The organism is Helicobacter enhydrae (assembly GCF_001693335.1).
In the GTDB taxonomy this organism is placed as follows: domain Bacteria; phylum Campylobacterota; class Campylobacteria; order Campylobacterales; family Helicobacteraceae; genus Helicobacter_G; species Helicobacter_G enhydrae.
The window spans coordinates 527174-544397 of the sequence record NZ_CP016503.1 but is presented as its reverse complement, the minus strand read 5'-3'; the positions used below and the strand labels follow the sequence as shown (position 1 = coordinate 544397).

General features: G+C 33.8%; 15 protein-coding genes and 1 pseudogene. 10 read left to right on the top strand and 6 right to left on the bottom strand.

Annotated elements, in window-relative coordinates:
• Window positions 1–137: 137 nt before the first annotated feature.
• The gene (locus tag BBW65_RS02455) at window positions 138–2459 is read left to right on the top strand and encodes an N-6 DNA methylase (RefSeq protein WP_233702088.1); all 2322 of its coding nucleotides are present in this window, start codon (window positions 138–140) and stop codon (window positions 2457–2459) included.
• On the top strand, window positions 2452–3747 hold the full coding sequence (locus tag BBW65_RS02450) for a restriction endonuclease subunit S (protein ID WP_066339212.1): 1296 nt from the start codon (window positions 2452–2454) through the stop codon (window positions 3745–3747). The genes BBW65_RS02455 and BBW65_RS02450 overlap by 8 nt, the downstream gene beginning before the upstream one ends.
• On the opposite strand, the pseudogene BBW65_RS08000 reads toward BBW65_RS02450, so the two are convergent.
• From BBW65_RS08000 to BBW65_RS02425, 6 genes and pseudogenes are all read right to left on the bottom strand, one after another.
• Window positions 3739–4016: pseudogene (locus tag BBW65_RS08000) on the bottom strand (transposase); the annotation flags it as partial. The gene BBW65_RS02450 and the pseudogene BBW65_RS08000 overlap by 9 nt on opposite strands.
• 57 nt (window positions 4017–4073) lie before the next feature.
• Window positions 4074–4757: a hypothetical protein gene (locus tag BBW65_RS02445; protein WP_066339210.1), complete on the bottom strand. Its 684-nt coding sequence runs from the start codon at window positions 4755–4757 to the stop codon at window positions 4074–4076.
• Window positions 4754–5488, bottom strand: coding sequence for a hypothetical protein (locus tag BBW65_RS02440; protein WP_199919461.1), 735 nt, complete (start codon window positions 5486–5488; stop codon window positions 4754–4756). The genes BBW65_RS02445 and BBW65_RS02440 overlap by 4 nt, the downstream gene beginning before the upstream one ends.
• 186 nt (window positions 5489–5674) lie before the next feature.
• Window positions 5675–6523 (bottom strand): hypothetical protein, encoded by an 849-nt coding sequence (locus tag BBW65_RS02435; protein WP_066339205.1) that lies wholly within the window; start codon window positions 6521–6523, stop codon window positions 5675–5677.
• 5 nt (window positions 6524–6528) lie between these two features.
• Window positions 6529–6882, bottom strand: a complete 354-nt coding sequence (locus tag BBW65_RS02430; protein WP_066339201.1) for a hypothetical protein — start codon at window positions 6880–6882, stop codon at window positions 6529–6531.
• Window positions 6883–6899: 17 nt separating this feature from the next.
• Window positions 6900–7916 (bottom strand): IS1595 family transposase, encoded by a 1017-nt coding sequence (locus BBW65_RS02425; protein WP_066339199.1) that lies wholly within the window; start codon window positions 7914–7916, stop codon window positions 6900–6902.
• 112 nt (window positions 7917–8028) lie between these two features.
• Here BBW65_RS02425 and BBW65_RS02420 point away from each other — a divergent pair, with 112 nt between their 5' ends.
• The 8 genes from BBW65_RS02420 (at window position 8029) to BBW65_RS02385 (ending at window position 17219) form a co-directional block, all read left to right on the top strand.
• Complete coding sequence (locus BBW65_RS02420) at window positions 8029–10536, top strand: restriction endonuclease (protein WP_066339197.1); 2508 nt, start codon at window positions 8029–8031, stop codon at window positions 10534–10536.
• Window positions 10533–12374: a site-specific DNA-methyltransferase gene (locus BBW65_RS02415; RefSeq protein ID WP_066339195.1), complete on the top strand. Its 1842-nt coding sequence runs from the start codon at window positions 10533–10535 to the stop codon at window positions 12372–12374. The genes BBW65_RS02420 and BBW65_RS02415 overlap by 4 nt, the downstream gene beginning before the upstream one ends.
• Before the next feature lie 125 nt (window positions 12375–12499).
• A complete protein-coding gene (locus BBW65_RS02410; protein ID WP_066339192.1) occupies window positions 12500–12739 on the top strand; it encodes a hypothetical protein in 240 nt (79 codons plus the stop codon).
• The gene (locus BBW65_RS02405) at window positions 12736–13053 is read left to right on the top strand and encodes a CiaD-like domain-containing protein (RefSeq protein ID WP_083986009.1); all 318 of its coding nucleotides are present in this window, start codon (window positions 12736–12738) and stop codon (window positions 13051–13053) included. Before BBW65_RS02410 ends, BBW65_RS02405 begins: the two co-directional genes overlap by 4 nt.
• A gap of 234 nt (window positions 13054–13287) precedes the next feature.
• On the top strand, window positions 13288–13971 hold the full coding sequence (gene arsR, locus BBW65_RS02400; protein ID WP_066339189.1) for an acid response regulator transcription factor ArsR: 684 nt from the start codon (window positions 13288–13290) through the stop codon (window positions 13969–13971).
• 2 nt (window positions 13972–13973) lie between these two features.
• Window positions 13974–15236, top strand: coding sequence for an ArsS family sensor histidine kinase (locus BBW65_RS02395; RefSeq protein WP_066339182.1), 1263 nt, complete (start codon window positions 13974–13976; stop codon window positions 15234–15236).
• The gene (gene hemB / locus BBW65_RS02390; protein ID WP_066339180.1) at window positions 15233–16192 is read left to right on the top strand and encodes a porphobilinogen synthase; all 960 of its coding nucleotides are present in this window, start codon (window positions 15233–15235) and stop codon (window positions 16190–16192) included. The genes BBW65_RS02395 and hemB overlap by 4 nt, the downstream gene beginning before the upstream one ends.
• Window positions 16193–16301: 109 nt before the next feature.
• Window positions 16302–17219, top strand: a complete 918-nt coding sequence (locus tag BBW65_RS02385) for a bifunctional enoyl-CoA hydratase/phosphate acetyltransferase (protein ID WP_066339178.1) — start codon at window positions 16302–16304, stop codon at window positions 17217–17219.
• Window positions 17220–17224 lie beyond the last annotated feature (5 nt).

Below are 17224 nucleotides of genomic sequence, written 5' to 3'. Positions count from 1 at the left end.
ATGATAATGGGGAGAAGCAATAATGTTTATACAAAATAATATTGTTTTTGAGTATAAACATATTAAATCTTATAAAATAAATTAAAATTTCATTCAAAGTATTGCTATAAATGCAGATAAAAAATAAGGAAATGGATATGCTAGAAATAAATTTTAATGATCAAGGTGATATTTATAGTTATATAAGACAAAAATGGCTTGTTTCGAAACCTGAAGAAATAGTTCGTCAAAATTTCGTATGCAAACTTGTAAATGAATATGGTTATGACCTAAATCAAATGGAAGAGGAATTGTCAGTATCTAAAAATGTACGAGGAGGAGGCAATGCAAGAGCTGATATAGTCATTTGGCGAAGTATCGATGATAAAAACAATAGCAAGACTCCTCTTATTATCATAGAGTGTAAGGCTGATAATATTACGATTGATACAAATGATTATTATCAAGGCGAAAATTATGCAAGATATACAAATGCTCCATTTTTTGTGACACACAACTCAAAAGAAACTAGATTTTTTAAAGTCATAAAAGACAAAATGCCTGGACATACTATTGAGATTTCCAATATTCCAAAAAATGGTGATAGTGATAAACAAGTAGAAAGTTTATTAAACTCCCTTGTTGCTTTTAAAGAAGATGAATTTGCTAAACTGCTTGATAAGTGCCACAACATAATAAGAAGTGCGGATAAACTAGATCCTGCTGATGCTTTTGATGAAATTTCAAAAGTACTGTTTATGAAAGTGTATGTTGAAAGAGTTCTTTTAAAAAATGAACTTAAAGAGAATGTTTTTACTCTTGCATATATAGATAATATACAAAATAGTCCTATGGTTGCTCCAAATTCTACTGCCATAAAAACGCTTTTTGAAAACACAAAGAAAGGATTTGCAAAAGATCAAATTTTTCTAAGCACCGATGAGATTAAATTAAAAGAAACTACAACGAAAAAAATTATCAAAGAGCTTGAAATTTATAATCTATCACTTACTTCTGTAGACATCAAAGGTATAGCTTATGAGAAGTTTTTGGGCATTACATTTCGTGGAGAACTAGGACAATTTTTTACACCGCGAAGCGTGGTTGATTTTATGGTAGAAGTTGTAAATCCTTGTGAAAATGAAGTTTGTTGTGATCCAAGTAGTGGAAGTGGAGGATTTTTAATCAATATTTTTAATAAGATTAGGCACGATATTCAAAAGGATATTGTTAACAAGTATGAAAAATTTAAAAGAGATTTATTAAGAGATAAGGAAGATGAAGATATTACGAACGAACAAGCAAAGCGTTTGAAAGATGAGTATGACAAATTGCAAAAAGAACTAGACAATACAAAAAATGGTACAAGGCTTCACAAACTATCAAATCTTTGTATATTTGGCACTGATGCTTCGCCTAGAATGGCACAAACTTCCAAAATGAATATGATTATGCACGGAGATGGACACGGTGGTATCCACGAACACGATGGACTTTTAAATGTAAATGGTATCTTTGAAAATCGTTTTGATGTTATCCTTACAAATCCACCATTTGGTTCACAAGTGAGTAAAGATGATTTGATAGAGCCAGAGAATAGTGTTATGCGATTTGCTACTCAAAATGAACTAGCAGACAATCCAAATGAAAAAATAGTTCCAAAAGCCGAATTTTCCGAATATGTTAAAGAATATTACCAGAGATATGGTAAAGAAACCTATCAAAAAGCACAATTAAAAGTTCTAACAAATATTGGTAAGCCTATTGCTAGTCTGTTTGAGTTAAAACCAAATTTGATAGCCGATAAAACAGAACATTTATTTATAAATCGCTGTTTGGATTTATTAAAACCAAATGGCAGACTTGGTATAGTTTTGCCTGAAACGATTTTAAATTCAAGCGATACTGAATATGTGCGTAAATTTGTTGAGGGGCGTGCCTTTATAAGAGCTGTTGTATCACTTGGAGAAGCGACTTTTAAATCTAGCAAAGCAAGTGCAAAAACTTCTATTTTATTCGTGCAAAAGTTTAGCGACAATGACAAGAGAAAATGGGATAATTTAGTAGCACAACATACAGCTGATTTATACAATGAGAACACTAGCAAGATTTCAAATTTAAAAACTATCATAGACTATAAGGTAAAAAAAGGAGAAATAGCAAAGTTTGGCAAAGATGATAAAGCAAAAGCAAAAAAAGAATTGGCAATTTTAGACAAGCAGATTATTGACACTGCTTGGCAAAGAGCCAAAGAGAACTTTGATTATCCTATCTTTTTAGCTCACGCAGAGCATACGGGTATAACAAGTACAGGTGAAACAGGTAAAAATATAGCAAATGATTTAGTAGATATTAAAGAGAATGTTTATGATGATAAAACTAATAAATATGATGAAAAGATAAAAGAAAAAGGCATAGCAACACTATTTAAAGAGTTTATAAAAGAGTATAAAATCTCGTGGAGTAATTTTAATGAGTAGTGTAAAAGTTGTTAGATTTAAGGATTTTATTCGTTGGGATACTGGTTTTCATTTTGGAACACAGGATTTAAAATCTAAATTTAAGCTTGAATACTTAGAAAAAATTCTAGTACCAAGAAAAGAGAAAATAAAACCAAATGAATATGATGGTATAACACCAATAGTTGCCAAAATTCCATTTTCTTCATCACATATTGAGTTAAGAAAAGAATTAAAGACTAGAATGGATATGTATGCTGTATATAATGGAGATTTACTTGTGTCAAATATAAATTTTCATCAAGGTGCTGTTGCAATTTGCAGGGAAGGCAGAATCTATGCTTCTACACATTATCAGCCTTATATTATCAATGAAGAAATGATAAATAAAGAATTTTTGTATTTAATACTAAAACAAAGCTCATATTTAGAATACATAGCTACAAAACGAATCAAAGGTATAAAAACAGAGAGTAAATTTAACTTTATTAAAACCTTGCAAATACCACTTCCTCCGCTTTCTTTTCAAAACAAAATCATTAACGATCTAAAGGCAATGGAGAATGAAATTAAAATTTTGCAAGATGTAAAAATAGGAATTGAAAAAGAGATTAATGAATGTATTAGCAAGGTGCTAGAAATAGATACAAACACTCAAGTTTTAAATAAAACAGGTACAAAAGTCGTTTGCTATAAAGACCTAAAATTATTTGATTATAAAAGCAATGTGGTTGAACTAAACGAATTTGTAAGTTCATATCCAAAATATAAATTTAGTTATTTTTTAACAAGAAAACTAAATAGGGTTAAGATAATCGATAAAACATTATATAAAAGGGTTAGAGTAAAAACAAAAGCAAAGGGCTTATCATTGCGTGATAATGTTTTTGGTGAAAATATAAGAACTAAAAATCAGTTTGTAATCAATAAAGGGCAGTTTTTAATCTCAAAAATAGATGCTAGAAATGGTTCTTTTGGTATAGTTGATGATGAATTAGACAATGCTATAGTGACAGCAGATTTTTTAAATTTTGATATAAATAGAAATGTTGTTAATGATAAATTTTTGATTATGATTTTAAAAACACCTTACTATATAGAAATATTTAATTCATTAAGCAGTGGAACAACAGGGCGCAAAAGAATCAATGAACAAAAACTTTTAGATATTGATATTTCACTACCACTTATTGCAGAGCAAGATAATCTTATGTTAAGACTTACCAATATAGATAAAAAAATAGAAAAATTTTCGACAGAATTAAATTTGCTAAGAGAGAAAATTATAAATGATTTAAGCTCAAAATAACTTAAGAGGATTTTTTCTTATCAATTTTAATAGTTTTTTGTAAAGATCCTCTTGATTGTTTTTAGTATTATATCTAAACTCACATTCTTTTAAATGCAAATAAAAATTCTCTTTTTTTATTCCTTTAAATTGAAAAGTCTATGTTTTGCATATCCCCAGAAATTTTCAATTCCATTAATATGCTTTTTTCCTTTTGTAAATTCACTTTTGTAATGTTTTATTCTATAATGTTCTTTAGCTCCATAATCCACTAAACCATCATAAGCTTTCCCAAAAAGAGACAAAGTGGCGAGGAGAATATACTTTCTTTAAATTTGCTATTCTGCCTACTCAGGATAATAGAATCTTTGTAATTTTGCTTCTCTAATTTCTTTGCATTTTATGAATTGAAACCACTTTTTCAAACCATTTATTTGTTCTTTACTCAATGTGTAATGATTTCTTAAATGCGATTGAATGCTTTTCAAAAACTCTTTTTTTTCTTCAGCTACATATTCCATTGCTACTCCTATTTTGTATTCATAGGCATAACAAGTCAATAAATGGTTTAATCTAAATTTTGGGAGTTTCTTTTCTATATTTAAAATATGTCTAACAGCATCATCTAAAAGCTCAAGAGACTTCATGTATGTTTTGTAATAATTTTCAAGAACATCATATTTAATGCCATTAAATTCACTCATTACTTCTTGCCTTAAAAGCAAATAGGTTATCGCATCAGCTCTATCTTTATTTTTATTGACTGATTGATGATTTGTTTTATTTCCAACAGTTTTAATGTTTTTTTCAAAATTTACAAGAAGTGATTTTGTTAAGTCTGGAATAGTGCTCAAATCAGTATTTGTATATTGACTTACACACTCTTTCCCTGCATATCCAAAAAATTTACCTGTATCTTTATCAAATAAAAAATATGCCTTTCCAGATGTTAGCGTTCTATTATTACAAATAGATTTGGTATTTGGTGGAACAAAATCTTTTTTTCTTGCTTCAAGGTTTTTATATATCATTCTATCAGCCATTCAAGCATTTTTTTTATTGCATTGGAGTAAAAAGAGGCAATGATACTAATGATTGCCATGATAGTTAGTACCCAGTGATTCTTAATCTTCTGAATAAAATTAGCAAAAGCTGTCAGTGTATTATTTACTATTCTTTTTATTGTTCTTTTTATCTTGATAGTTCTGCATTTAATACGCCTAGAAAAGCGAGTTTCCTGCCTTCTTAAAATGCGTTCTGCTTTTACTAATTCCAACGCTTTTTCAAAACCACGCTTTTCAGCCCGATAAATCTTATATTCTCCTATCTTTCTAAACTCTTCAATTTCAGGGGAAGGAATAATCATTTCTCTCAATTCTTTGAGATCATTGCATTCGGATATGGTTTTCATCTTGTCTTGAATATCGGTTACTTCTTGTATCAACATTTCACGGTCTTTATTCTTTTTATAGTTTTCTTTAGCTCTAGCATATTGCGTTAAAATATCTTCATTTAAATATTTTTTAAATATAAAATGTAGATTAAAGATTGGATCAAAAATATCACATTCCACTTTTTCACCAAGATTAATTTCCAAAAACTCCCACAACTTTGTTGTAAAGAACACAAGCTTATTTGATAGAGGAATTTTCTTTTCACGCATAATTTCTTCACTCCATGCTATGCTATTTGTTAGACCTGTATCACTAATTAACAAAGCTTTGGAGCTAAATAAATATGAAGGATTATCTTTTCTAACCATACTAACAAAACTCAAAGATTTTAAAGAAAAATCAACTTCTTCCTCTGTTTTTCCATTCTCAATAAATTTATCTCGTGTTGTTATATCTTCAATATTATAATCTGCATTCTGTTTAAGTAATGCCTCATAGCTTAAAGAATAACGAGTGATATTAAATTCTTTTTTTAACCGATAAAAGAAATTTGATTATTCTGTTTCAATTGCACCATCATCCTCAAAATTACTCATCAAGTATTCCATAACAGATGTTGGAATGTAGTTTAAATTTTTATTTTTTTTGTGATATTTTGCTGCTTCAAAAATATCTCTAACTTCTTTTTCAACTATGTCAGTATAATGCAAGGGCAATAAAAGATATCCATATTTTTTAACCAATTTAAAAAAGGCATCAAAAATTTTCTTATACTCACCCTTGTTATATCCTGCAGCATGAAATAAAATTTCTGTATCAAGAAATAAAATAATCTTTTCTCTATTGTTTCTTTTTGCATCTATTTTATTTGATAGACCCTCATATAGAATCAAGCCTTGTTTCATAATCTCTATGTTTTCCTTAAAATTTTTATGTTCCTCCAAAATTTTACTAAAATCTAAAAGCCATTCTCGATCAATCTTGTTATTATCTTTATTACCTTCAAGCAAAAAAGAATAAAGATTTTTGTCAAAATTTCTATCATTTTTTAAAGGTGATATTTCTTTTAAAAAATTACAATAAGATTTGCGAGTTTCTTCAAGTTCAATTGAAGTTGATTTTATTTCATTGTTAACCACTTTATAACCAGTTTCATCTCTCTTAATAAACTTCTTTCCCTTTCTTTGAATTGCATCTTGAAGTGCAAAAATAGGAATGTCTAATCCAAATGTATCTTGAATTTTTTTATTGAGTTCTCCTAAATTAAAGGGTTTTGCCAAAAAATATTCACAAATTACCTGTTGACAAAAAATAAAAAGAATCTCATCCTGTTGTTTTCTTTTATTTAAAAAAACTTTATAGGTTGCCACAGAAGCCAAGAGGCTTTGAATATTATCTGTCATAATTTTTACCACCAATCAATTTTAATAAGTACTTTAAGTAAGATATTCCAACACAATATAGAGCATTTATATTGTCCCACATCAATATTTATAACATGATATACTACTATTTCTTTAGGCTGTTCTTCATCTGCAATTGCAAATCTTTGTTTTGTTTCTACCAATATCACAAAATCATTTTTTGCAAACCGTATGTCAGGTTTAAAATGTTTAACTGAATGTCCGACTAATTCTTCAAGCTCTTTACGCCCCCCTCCCCAACTATTTTTAAAGGCTTTTACATAACTATATTCACCATTTTCTATATTTTCTATTTGATAATCAGCCCCACTTGTATCAATAATTTTTTTTCTAGTCATTGTTTATTCCATATTATTTACGCTACCAAAAGTGGTATTGCTGATCTATTTGACACTTCTACACTCTGACTAATACAATTTGTATTTACTATATGATTAAGAAGTATTTGCTCTTTATCTCTTTGTGTCTCTTTTGCAAAATTCACAAAGTTATGATAGACAAGATAATTATTAAGATACTTTGTAGAAACTCCTTTGAAATTGTAAATTATCATAGCTTTTAATCTGCTGTGATAATTATTGATTGTTTGAATATTAAATGCTCCTAGTTTATATCTATTTCTAGGGATACGAATATGATTGAGATTCATATCAAGAGAAACTTTAAGATAGGCTCTAAAACCATCTGTTACAAAGATACTCTCTTGTGCAATTTTATTGTGAATAACCTTTTGTAAATCTGTGAGCTTTGGTTTTCTAAGATTTGGGATTCTCCAAACTGATAGCCCATCGTGATGAACAGGTATGCAAACAAGTTCTTTTGATAAACCACGCTTAGTGTTTGCTGTGCCTCTTTTCTTAGCTAAGCGTGGTAGATTAAAATTTTTATGATTGCCTTTGAATGATAAAGGAAAAAAAGTTTCATCTGCTTCTATGATTCCATTGAGTTCTATTGTATTCATCATTTCTTGCAGACTATCTAAAATCTTATGTCTCCAAGCAAAAGCAGTAGGAAGAGAAATATTACAGATTTGAGCTGTTTTTCTAAGAGAATATTTTTCAATCATACAATGAATGTATTTTTTCCACACTTTAATATCTTTTTTGACACCATAAAAAATAGTGTTATTTGTATGGGTAAATGTTTTTTTGCAATCCATACACATAAATCTTTGTCTGCCTTGCACTTTACCATTTTTTACAAAGTGTGTTGATTTGCAATGGGGGCATTCTTTTAATTCTCTTGTAAAATTTAGTTTTTTACTTATTTCTTTTTTTGATTTAAGAGATTTTAGAAAGGATTTTTTATCATCATCACTAAGAGCATTAAAAAGCTGTTTTATGATTTCAAGCTCTGCTTTGTTGGTTGTCATTTTATTACCTTTTAATTTAGTATGGTTCTTTTAAATTTGGGGATTATAACAAAATGAAGTTTAAAAATCAATAGTTTATTGTAACAGAGCCTATTACAATGATGAAAAATCTTTGAAAGCAATCATCAATGGCTATCTCAAAAACACTCAAGAGCTTTCTGTTTTGGTGCTGACTAATAGTGCCATTGATAAAAGTGTCAATCGCTTGAAGAGACAAGATGAGAATCTGTTTAGTGACAAAACACTTTTGCAATCCATTATGGCATTTCAGCCCATTTGTTTTATTGATGAGCCCCACTTGTTAAAAGGAGAAAAATTCAACGCAGTTTTTCAAGACTTCCAAACCTTGCATTTTCGTTTTGGTGCGACTTTTCCACAAGAGGAGGAATATCAACTTAGCAATCTTGCTTATTGCCTTGATAGTGCAAGTGCTTTCCAACGCTATTTGGTCAAACAAATCAATGTGCATACGCTTTTTGAAGATTCCCTTATGCCCAAACTGATTGATTTCAATAGCAGAAATGCCACTTTTTCTTATGTGATAGACAATGTCACTCATAAAGCAAGAGTGTCTTTTGGGGAATCTTTGGGACAAATCCTGCATTATCCACAATGGAACGATGTGGAGATTTTGAGAAGCAAAAAAGATTCGATTTTTCTTAGCAATGGAGCAACAATCCAAAAACTAGGCAATGCCTATCAACTCGATGATCATCAAATCAAACATCTTATTGCCAAAGCCATTGATTTGCATTTTGCAAAAGAGGAGCATTTGTTTTCTCAAGGGATTAAAGCCTTAACACTCTTTTTTATTCCACATATTGATGATTTTAGAGAAGACAAAAACAATCCCGACAAGAAACCAAGAATCAAAGCAATCTTTGAGGAACTCTATCTCCAAAAACGCAGGGAAATTTTGGCTCAATCCACTCTTTCGCCAACATACAGAGCCTATCTTGAAAAAGATTTTGACAAGGAAAACAAACTTTGTGTTGATGGTGGATATTTCAGTGGAGACAAGGGAAGTAATGATGAAAAAGAAGCTCAAGGGGTGAAGCTGATCCTAGAGGAAAAAGAACAGCTCCTCTCTCTTGATACCCCCTTGCGTTTTATTTTTAGCGTTTGGGCTTTGCAAGAGGGGTGGGACAATCCAAATATTTTCACCATTGTCAAGCTTGCAAGTTCCGCCTCACAGACAAGTCGTCATCAGCAAGTGGGAAGAGGGCTTAGACTCGCAGTCAATCAAAATGGTTCAAGAATCACGCATCAATATTGCAATGGAGATGACAATGCCTTTTATGATGTGAATGCTCTAGATGTGTTGATCAGTGGAGAGGAGGGCTTGTTTATCGAAGAATTGCAGCAAGAGGTTCAGGAATCAAGCTTTGCTTTCAATCAAAGGAGCCTTTCAAGAGGTATTCTCATCCACCAGCTAAAATTCTCTCCAAATCAAGCAGATGATTTTATCTACCATTTAAGAAGAATCAGCCAAGCTATCGAAAGCGACGAAAATGATTATCCAATCATCAAGCCCATTATCTCTGTGCTACAAGAAGAAAAAGAGGCTTTTATCGCTATGTTGGGTGAAGAACGCTATCAAACCAGCATAGAATATTTCAAAGCCTCTACCAATCGATACAAACAAATCAATGATGCCAACAAAAAACGCCCTGCTACAAAGATCAGAAAAAATCTTGCACAAGATTTCAAAGAGTTATGGCATACAATCAATCAAAAAGCAACAATCACTTACAAAGAAATCGCACTAGATTCTCTTATCGCAAGCATTGCAGATGCTTTCAACAAGATGTCTATCACACCCCAAAGCATAATGATCACTTCCAAACACCTCAATCCCCAAAGTGGCAAAATCGAATATCTCAAAGACGAAAAACAATGCGATCAAGTTTTTGCAAATCAAGCCCTGATGATGCAAAATTATCTTGAATTTGCCAAAAGTGAAAAACTCCCCCTCAATTTTTTGCTCAAACTCTATGCCAAGCTTGACTCAAGCAAACTAGCCCAAAATCCCAAACAGGCTTTGGGAGAGCTCAAAAAAATTATCCAAGACAACATCCACACCAATGTGATCTCAAGCGTTTCTTATGATTTTGCACAAACGCAAATCAGCAATACGGATTTGTTGTTTGATGTAGATGGCACACCCAAAAAAGAAATCTTGTGTGAAAAACTAGGGCGACATTTGGATGATGAAATATCTCCTGCCAATTATCTCTATGAGCAAGTGGTTTATGATAGCGATATAGAAAAACAAGTCATCACCAAAGATCCACAATCCATAGATGACTACACAATCAAGGTTTTTGCCAAGCTCCCCAAGTTTTCGATCCCCACTCCTTACAAAAACTATGAGCCAGATTTTGCCTATCTCATCAAGCAGGGAGAAAATCAAAGTATTTTTTTGATTTGTGAAACCAAAGGCTATGAGAGCGAAGAGAAGATCCCGCAACAAGAACGCCACAAAATCCAATATGCCAAAAAGTTTTTTGAAAAACTGCAAGAACACTTAGGCGACAAGATAATCATCAACTTCCAAACTAGAATCAATACACAAGAACTTAGAGATTTGTTATCTAACATCACAAAGGACAAACAATGATAGACAAAAATCAAGCACAACAAAAAGGATTGAACATCATTGAGAGCAAAGAGATAAATCCTCTCCAAACAATGCTTCAAACCCATTTCCCACAAACCATAAGCGAGGGGGCAGTCAATCTCAAAGCGATCGCCTCTCTTTTGGGTATAAGCGAGCGACTCACTCAAGGCTATGAGCTCAATTTTGTAGGCAAAGGCTTAGCCAATGCCCTTTATAATTCAAAAGTCGAGCTTGAGCTAAAAATGGATTGCTCAAAAAGCAAAAACCCTCAAAACACTCAAAACTCTATCATCATAGGGGATAATCTTGATGTGCTAAAGATTCTCAAATCAGCTTATTATGAAAAAATCAAAATGATTTACATTGTTCCTCCCTACAACACCAAAAATGATAATTTCATTTATCCTGATGATTTTAGGACAGACTACAAGACAATCTTGCGTGAAGTGGGACTGCTCACAACTGATGATGAAGGCAATGAAATAGAGAGCAAAGAACTCCAAAGCTTTAGAAATATCACGGGCTCAAGAAGCCATAGTGGTTGGCTTAGTTTTATGCTACCAAGATTGAAACTTGCTAGAGATTTGCTTAGAGATGATGGTGTGATTTTTATTAGCATTGATGATAACGAACAGGCAAATCTTAAGATTCTTTGTGATGAAATTTTTGGGGAAGAGAATTTTGTGGCAGATTTTATTCGCAAAACAAAAAGCACTACCAATGACGCAAACACAGGATTAAACTATCAACACGAATTTTTGCTTTGCTATGCAAAAGACAAGAATCTTGTAAATTTGTTAGGAGGGCAAAAAGACTTAAGCAAATATAAAAATCCAGATAATGATCCAAATGGAGCTTGGGTATCAAGTGATCCGAGTGCAAAAAGTGGAGATATGAAAACAGGATACTTTGCAGTTAAAAATCCATATACAGGAAAGGAGGATTATCCTCCAGAAGGAATGTTTTGGCGTTTTTCTAAAAATACTCTACAAAAACACATTGATGCAGGAAGGATAGTTTTTAAAAAAGAACATGGTGATAATGAAAGAGGTTTTATCTATAAACGCCATTTAAAAGATCTAAAAACCACATTAAAAACTTTTGACAGCCTTAGTTTTGTAGATAATAATTTTATGAATCAAAAAGCCACAAAAGAACTCAAAGCCTTAGAAATGGCAGAAGCTTTTTCTTACCCAAAAAGCGTAGAGTTTATTAAAACAATTCTTAATCATTCTACAAATGATGATTCTGAAATTGTTCTTGACTTCTTTGCAGGGAGTGGCACAACAGCCCAAGCCGTTATGGAGCTTAATGCCGAAGATGGAGGCAATCGCAAATTTATCTTAGTGCAACTTCCTGAAATCATTGATAAGGACAAAAGCAAAATAGCCTATGATTTTGTCAAAAATGAATTAGGCAGAAATGAGCCAAAGATTAGTGATATCACTATAGAGAGAGTCAATCGTGCAGGAGATAAGCTAAAAAGTGAGGGTGGTTTAGATTCTCAAAATGTAGATACTGGCTATCAAGTCTATGAGCTTGTATCCAAACCAAAAATCAGTGATATGGGCAGTATCATCCCTCACAATGCCAACAATACTCCCTATGACATTGCACGCAAGCCTTTGCATATCCCTTTGGGAGTGATTGTTGAAGATAGGCTTTTTGTATGTGAAGATATTTTGTGCGTTGTAGGGTTGGATAAACAAACAGAACAAGCGATTTTGGATGATGAGGATAGGCTGATATTCATTGACGGGTGGAGCGATAGTATCACTTTGGAATCTTTCCTTAATCTCAATATCCCCAATAATGATAGAGTGCATATAGTGTATTGAAACAAAGAGATCATCCAAGATAGCGGGTCTCGCTCAATGGAGAAGAATGGCAGGTGCTTTGATTTGTGCAAAATAAACTCTAGATTTGTTAGAATCATCGCTTGATTATGTGACAAAGGTAAAAGATGACAGAAATTTATGCTGTTGCTTTGATTGATGAGAGAGAGGGGCGGCTAGAAGAGGCATTGAGGGGGTATCACAAATGTATAGCGATGGGTATCAATGCTCAAGAGTCCAAAGTCGCGTTGGTGCGATTGAAAAAATGGCGAAAATTTGCAAACTGCAATTCCAAAAGAAAAAAAATGTTTGAAAGTGCAGGGACATTGGAAGAAATACAGGAATTTGAAAGGTGGCTATTGAAGTGAAAGAATTAAAAGATGTGATTTTGGAAACGCTCTCACAAATTGATGACAAAGAAACGCACAGAGGGCAACCGCAGGTGTTTAATCAACAAAAAAAAGCAGAAAAACTAGAGACAGCAAATCAAGATCGCGAAATCTTATCTGCTGCCATTATTGATGAGAGAGAGTTTCTACTTGCCAAACGCGAGAAACTTTTGGTGCTTTTTGAGGGTTTGCTCTCCCCTCAAACCCAAAGTATGGAGAAAAAATTTGAGCTTGTAGTCCGTTATCTGCAATATTTGCTTAGCGAAATTGACAAAAGATTGCAAGAGATTTGATGTGTATTTGATATAAAGTAAAGTTTTTATTAACTTTATTCCAATAAAATCTCCCCACTTATCTAGCTATGATAAGCAGATAAGGTTTCTCTCCTCTCTTTTGAATATTTTTAGGTATTTTAAACAATAAAAAGGGTTTCTCCTTTGACCCTTTTTATTTTGTTTAGATGACTTTTTTTGATATGATTTCCTAGAATTTACTCAAATGATTTTGGATTGCTGTAGGAGACAGATATGCTAGAAATTTTGATGATTGAAGATGATGTAGAGCTTGCAGAACTATTAAGCGAATATTTGAAGCAACACGATATGAATGTGACAAATTATGATGAGCCTTATACAGGAATGAGTGCAGTAAATACAAAAAAATACGATCTGCTGTTGCTAGATTTGACATTACCAAATCTCGATGGGCTAGAAGTGTGTCAAAAGATTGTAAAGCAAAAAAACATTCCTATCATTATTTCATCGGCTCGTAATGACATCAATGATAAAACAAAGGCTTTGGAAATGGGTGCTGATGACTATGTGCCAAAACCCTATGATCCCCAAGAGCTTGTAGCACGGATTCACGCAGTTTTGAGGCGTTATAGTGCAAAAATGCAAGAAGAACAGAAAAAAAGCCCACAAGGCGTGTTTGAAGTCAAAGAGCTTAGCCGTGAGATTTATTTCAAGGGACGCAAACTCGAGCTGACCAAAGCTGAGTATGAGATCATGTCTTTGTTGTTGAGCAAAGTGGGGCAAGTGTTTTCTAGAGAATCAATTGCCATTGAGACAAAATCAATCAATCCAGAGAGCTCCAACAAAAGCATTGATGTGATTATCGGACGCTTGCGTGCCAAGATCGAAGATAGTCCAAAAGCTCCGCAATATATTATTTCCGTGCGTGGAGTAGGCTACAAGATCGAAACGCATTAGAAATGCTTCGCGTTTTTGGACATACCTCACTTTTTACCAAAATTGTGGGGTTGTTTGTTTTTTCATTGGTTTGTTTTGCGAGTTTTTTGTTTTATTTTATTAACGATCAGATTGAGCAAGAGGACCTTAGAGAAGAATTGAGGTATCGCTATTTTATCAGCACCATTGGTGCAAATATCAATGTCAATGGCAATATCAAAGTGATTTATCAGTATCTAAGAGAGTTTGGTTTCATCCAAGTAGATGAGCCTGAAGTCAAAGACAAAATGCTGCACGCCAACAAACTCCCCCCGTTTTTTCAAGGTTTTGCTGCCAAGACTTTGAAAACAGAGCAGGGGATTTATATCCTAGTGGAAACACCCACCAATGCAGTGCTTTATCGCTATTCCCCAGAAAAATCCCTATTTCATTTTTATGTGATTAGTTTTGTGGTTGTGGTGTTGCTTTCTTTTATGTTTATTTTGCTTCTGCGTGCTTTGTTGCCCCTAAGGGTTTTGCAGACGAATATTAGAAAATTTGCTGATGGAGATTTGGAGATTTCTTGTCGTTTGGATCAAGATGATGAGATTGGAGAATTGGCTCAAGAGTTTGATAATGCGGTGAGCAAAATCAAAGCACTCAATGATTCTAGGACTTTGTTTTTGCGTTCTGTGATGCATGAGTTGAATACCCCAATTACTAAGGGGCGTTTGATTTCTGCGATGTTGAAAGATGAGGTGCTCAAGGGTCGATTGAACTCTATTTTTGAGCGATTGGGGAGCTTGATCGGAGAGTTTGCTAAGTTGGAGCAAATGAATTCCAAAAACTACAGAATCAACAAAAAAGAGTTTTTGTTGCAAGAAGTGGTAGATGAGGCAAAAAAAATGCTGATGATTGATAATGATGAGCAGGTGATTTTGCAATCTCATAATGATTTGATCAAGGCAGATTTTGAGTTGTTTGCATTGGTTTTGAAAAATCTCTTTGACAATGCGATCAAATATGGGGATGACAAAAAAGTGATTGTGGCGACACAGAAGCAGAATTTGGTGGTAAGCAACAAGGGAGAGGCACTAAAAGCTGAATTCAAAGAATATTTGAAGCCTTATTTCAAAGAAAACAATTCGCAAGGTTTTGGCTTGGGGCTTTATATCATCAAGAATGTTTTGGAATCCCAAAGGTTTAGTATCGATTATTATCATCAAGATGGTATGAATTATTTTGTGATTGAGGATTGTGTCGTGGAGAATTTTTGTAAATTACCGCCAACAAAGGAGAAAGAATGAGATTAAGACGCACAAGAATGCACCCTGTGATGCGTGATATGGTGAGGGAAACTTCTTTGGATATTGCAGATTTTATGTATCCCCTTTTTGTGATTGATGAGCAAAATGTCAAAAACCCAATTGCCTCGATGCCTGATGTGTATCAAATGAGTATTGAATATTTGCTAGAAGAATGTCGTGAGCTTGTGGAGTTGGGGATTTATAGTGTGTTGCTCTTTGGTATCCCTGCTTACAAAGACGCAAAGGGGAGTTCGGCTCTGGATAATAGTATTGTTGCACGGGCAACACACGCGATCAAGACAAGATTCCCACAGATGTTTGTGGCTGTGGATCTGTGTTTTTGTGAATACACTGATCACGGGCATTGTGGGATTTTGGATGGGGGGAGCGTGGATAATGATGCGACTTTGGAGATTTTGGGCTTACAGGCTTTGCATTTGGCACAATCTGGAGCTGATTTGATCGCCCCTAGCGGAATGATGGACAAAATGATTGCACATTTACGCAAGGTGCTTGATGAATCAGGTTTTTATAACCTTCCGATTATGAGTTATTCGACAAAGTTTGCAAGTGCTTATTATGGACCCTTTCGCGATGTGGCACAATCTACACCAAGCTTTGGCGATCGCAAGACTTATCAAGAAGATGGTGCAAATCGCAGAGAGGCACTTAGAGAATCTCTCAATGATGAAAAAGAGGGGGCTGATATTTTGATGGTGAAACCTGCTCTGGCATATTTGGATATTGTGAGAGATATTCGTGAGGCGAGTCTGCTTCCTTTGGCAGTTTATAATGTGAGTGGAGAATATAGTATGCTCAAATACGCAGGAAAGGCTGGGGTGATTGATTATGAAAGGGTTTTGCTTGAGACGATGATAAGTTTCAAGAGGGCTGGAGCAGATATTATCATCAGTTATCATAGTAAGGAAATGGCACATATTCTTAAAACAAGGTAGCAAATAGTAAAAAGTTGCATTTTTTTTAACTTTTAATCCAAGTATTTAGCATAACATATTGCATTGAGATTATAATTTTTGCCAAAGAATTTATAAGCAAGGAGTTTGAATGCAACATTTAGAAGGCAGAGAATACAATGTGTTTGATGAAGTGTTAGCCAAAGCAAAGGCAAAGGGCAAAATCAGAGTCGCTGTCGTGCAACCTACCGATGAGACAAGCTTGGGTGGGGCGATTGATTCTGCAAAAGCTGGATTGATCGATCCTATTTTAGTCGGAGAGAAGCAGAAAATCTTAACAACAGCTGAAGAATTGGGTGTTGATGTAAGTGCATTTGAAATCATTGATGTGGTAGGAGATAAAGAATCAGCGGCAAAAGCTGTGGAGTTTGCCACACAGGGAGTTGCAAAGGCTCTGATGAAGGGCAATCTACACACAAATGACATTATGGGTGCAGTTGTCAAGAGAGATGCGGGGTTGCGAACTGACCGAAGTATCACTCATACTTTTATTATGGATATTCCTGCGTATCACAAGGCTTTGTTGGTTGCTGATGCAGCGATCAATATCGCCCCTGATGTGAATGTCAAAATGAGTATCATCAAAAATTCAGTAGAACTAGCTCATAAGCTTGGGATCAAAGTGCCAAAGGTGGGGCTTTTGAGTGCTGTAGAAATGCCTTATGAAAAGATTCCTAGCTCTATGGAGGCATTTGAGCTAACCCAAAGAGCAAAAGATGAAGTGAGTCAAGCGATCGTGTATGGTCCTTTGGCATTTGACAATGCGATTTCTGCACTTTCGGCAAAAATCAAAAAAATCGATTCAGAAGTTTGTGGCGATCCTGATATTTTGATTGCCCCACAGATTGAATCTGGAAATATTTTGTTTAAAGCTTTGGTGTATTTGGCTTATGCTAAGGTCGCAGGAATCGTGCTTGGTGCAAAAGTGCCCGTGATTTTGACTTCAAGGGCTGATAGTGTTGAGGCGAGAGTGGCTTCATCTGCGTTGGCAGTTTTGGCAAGTGAGTAGAGGAG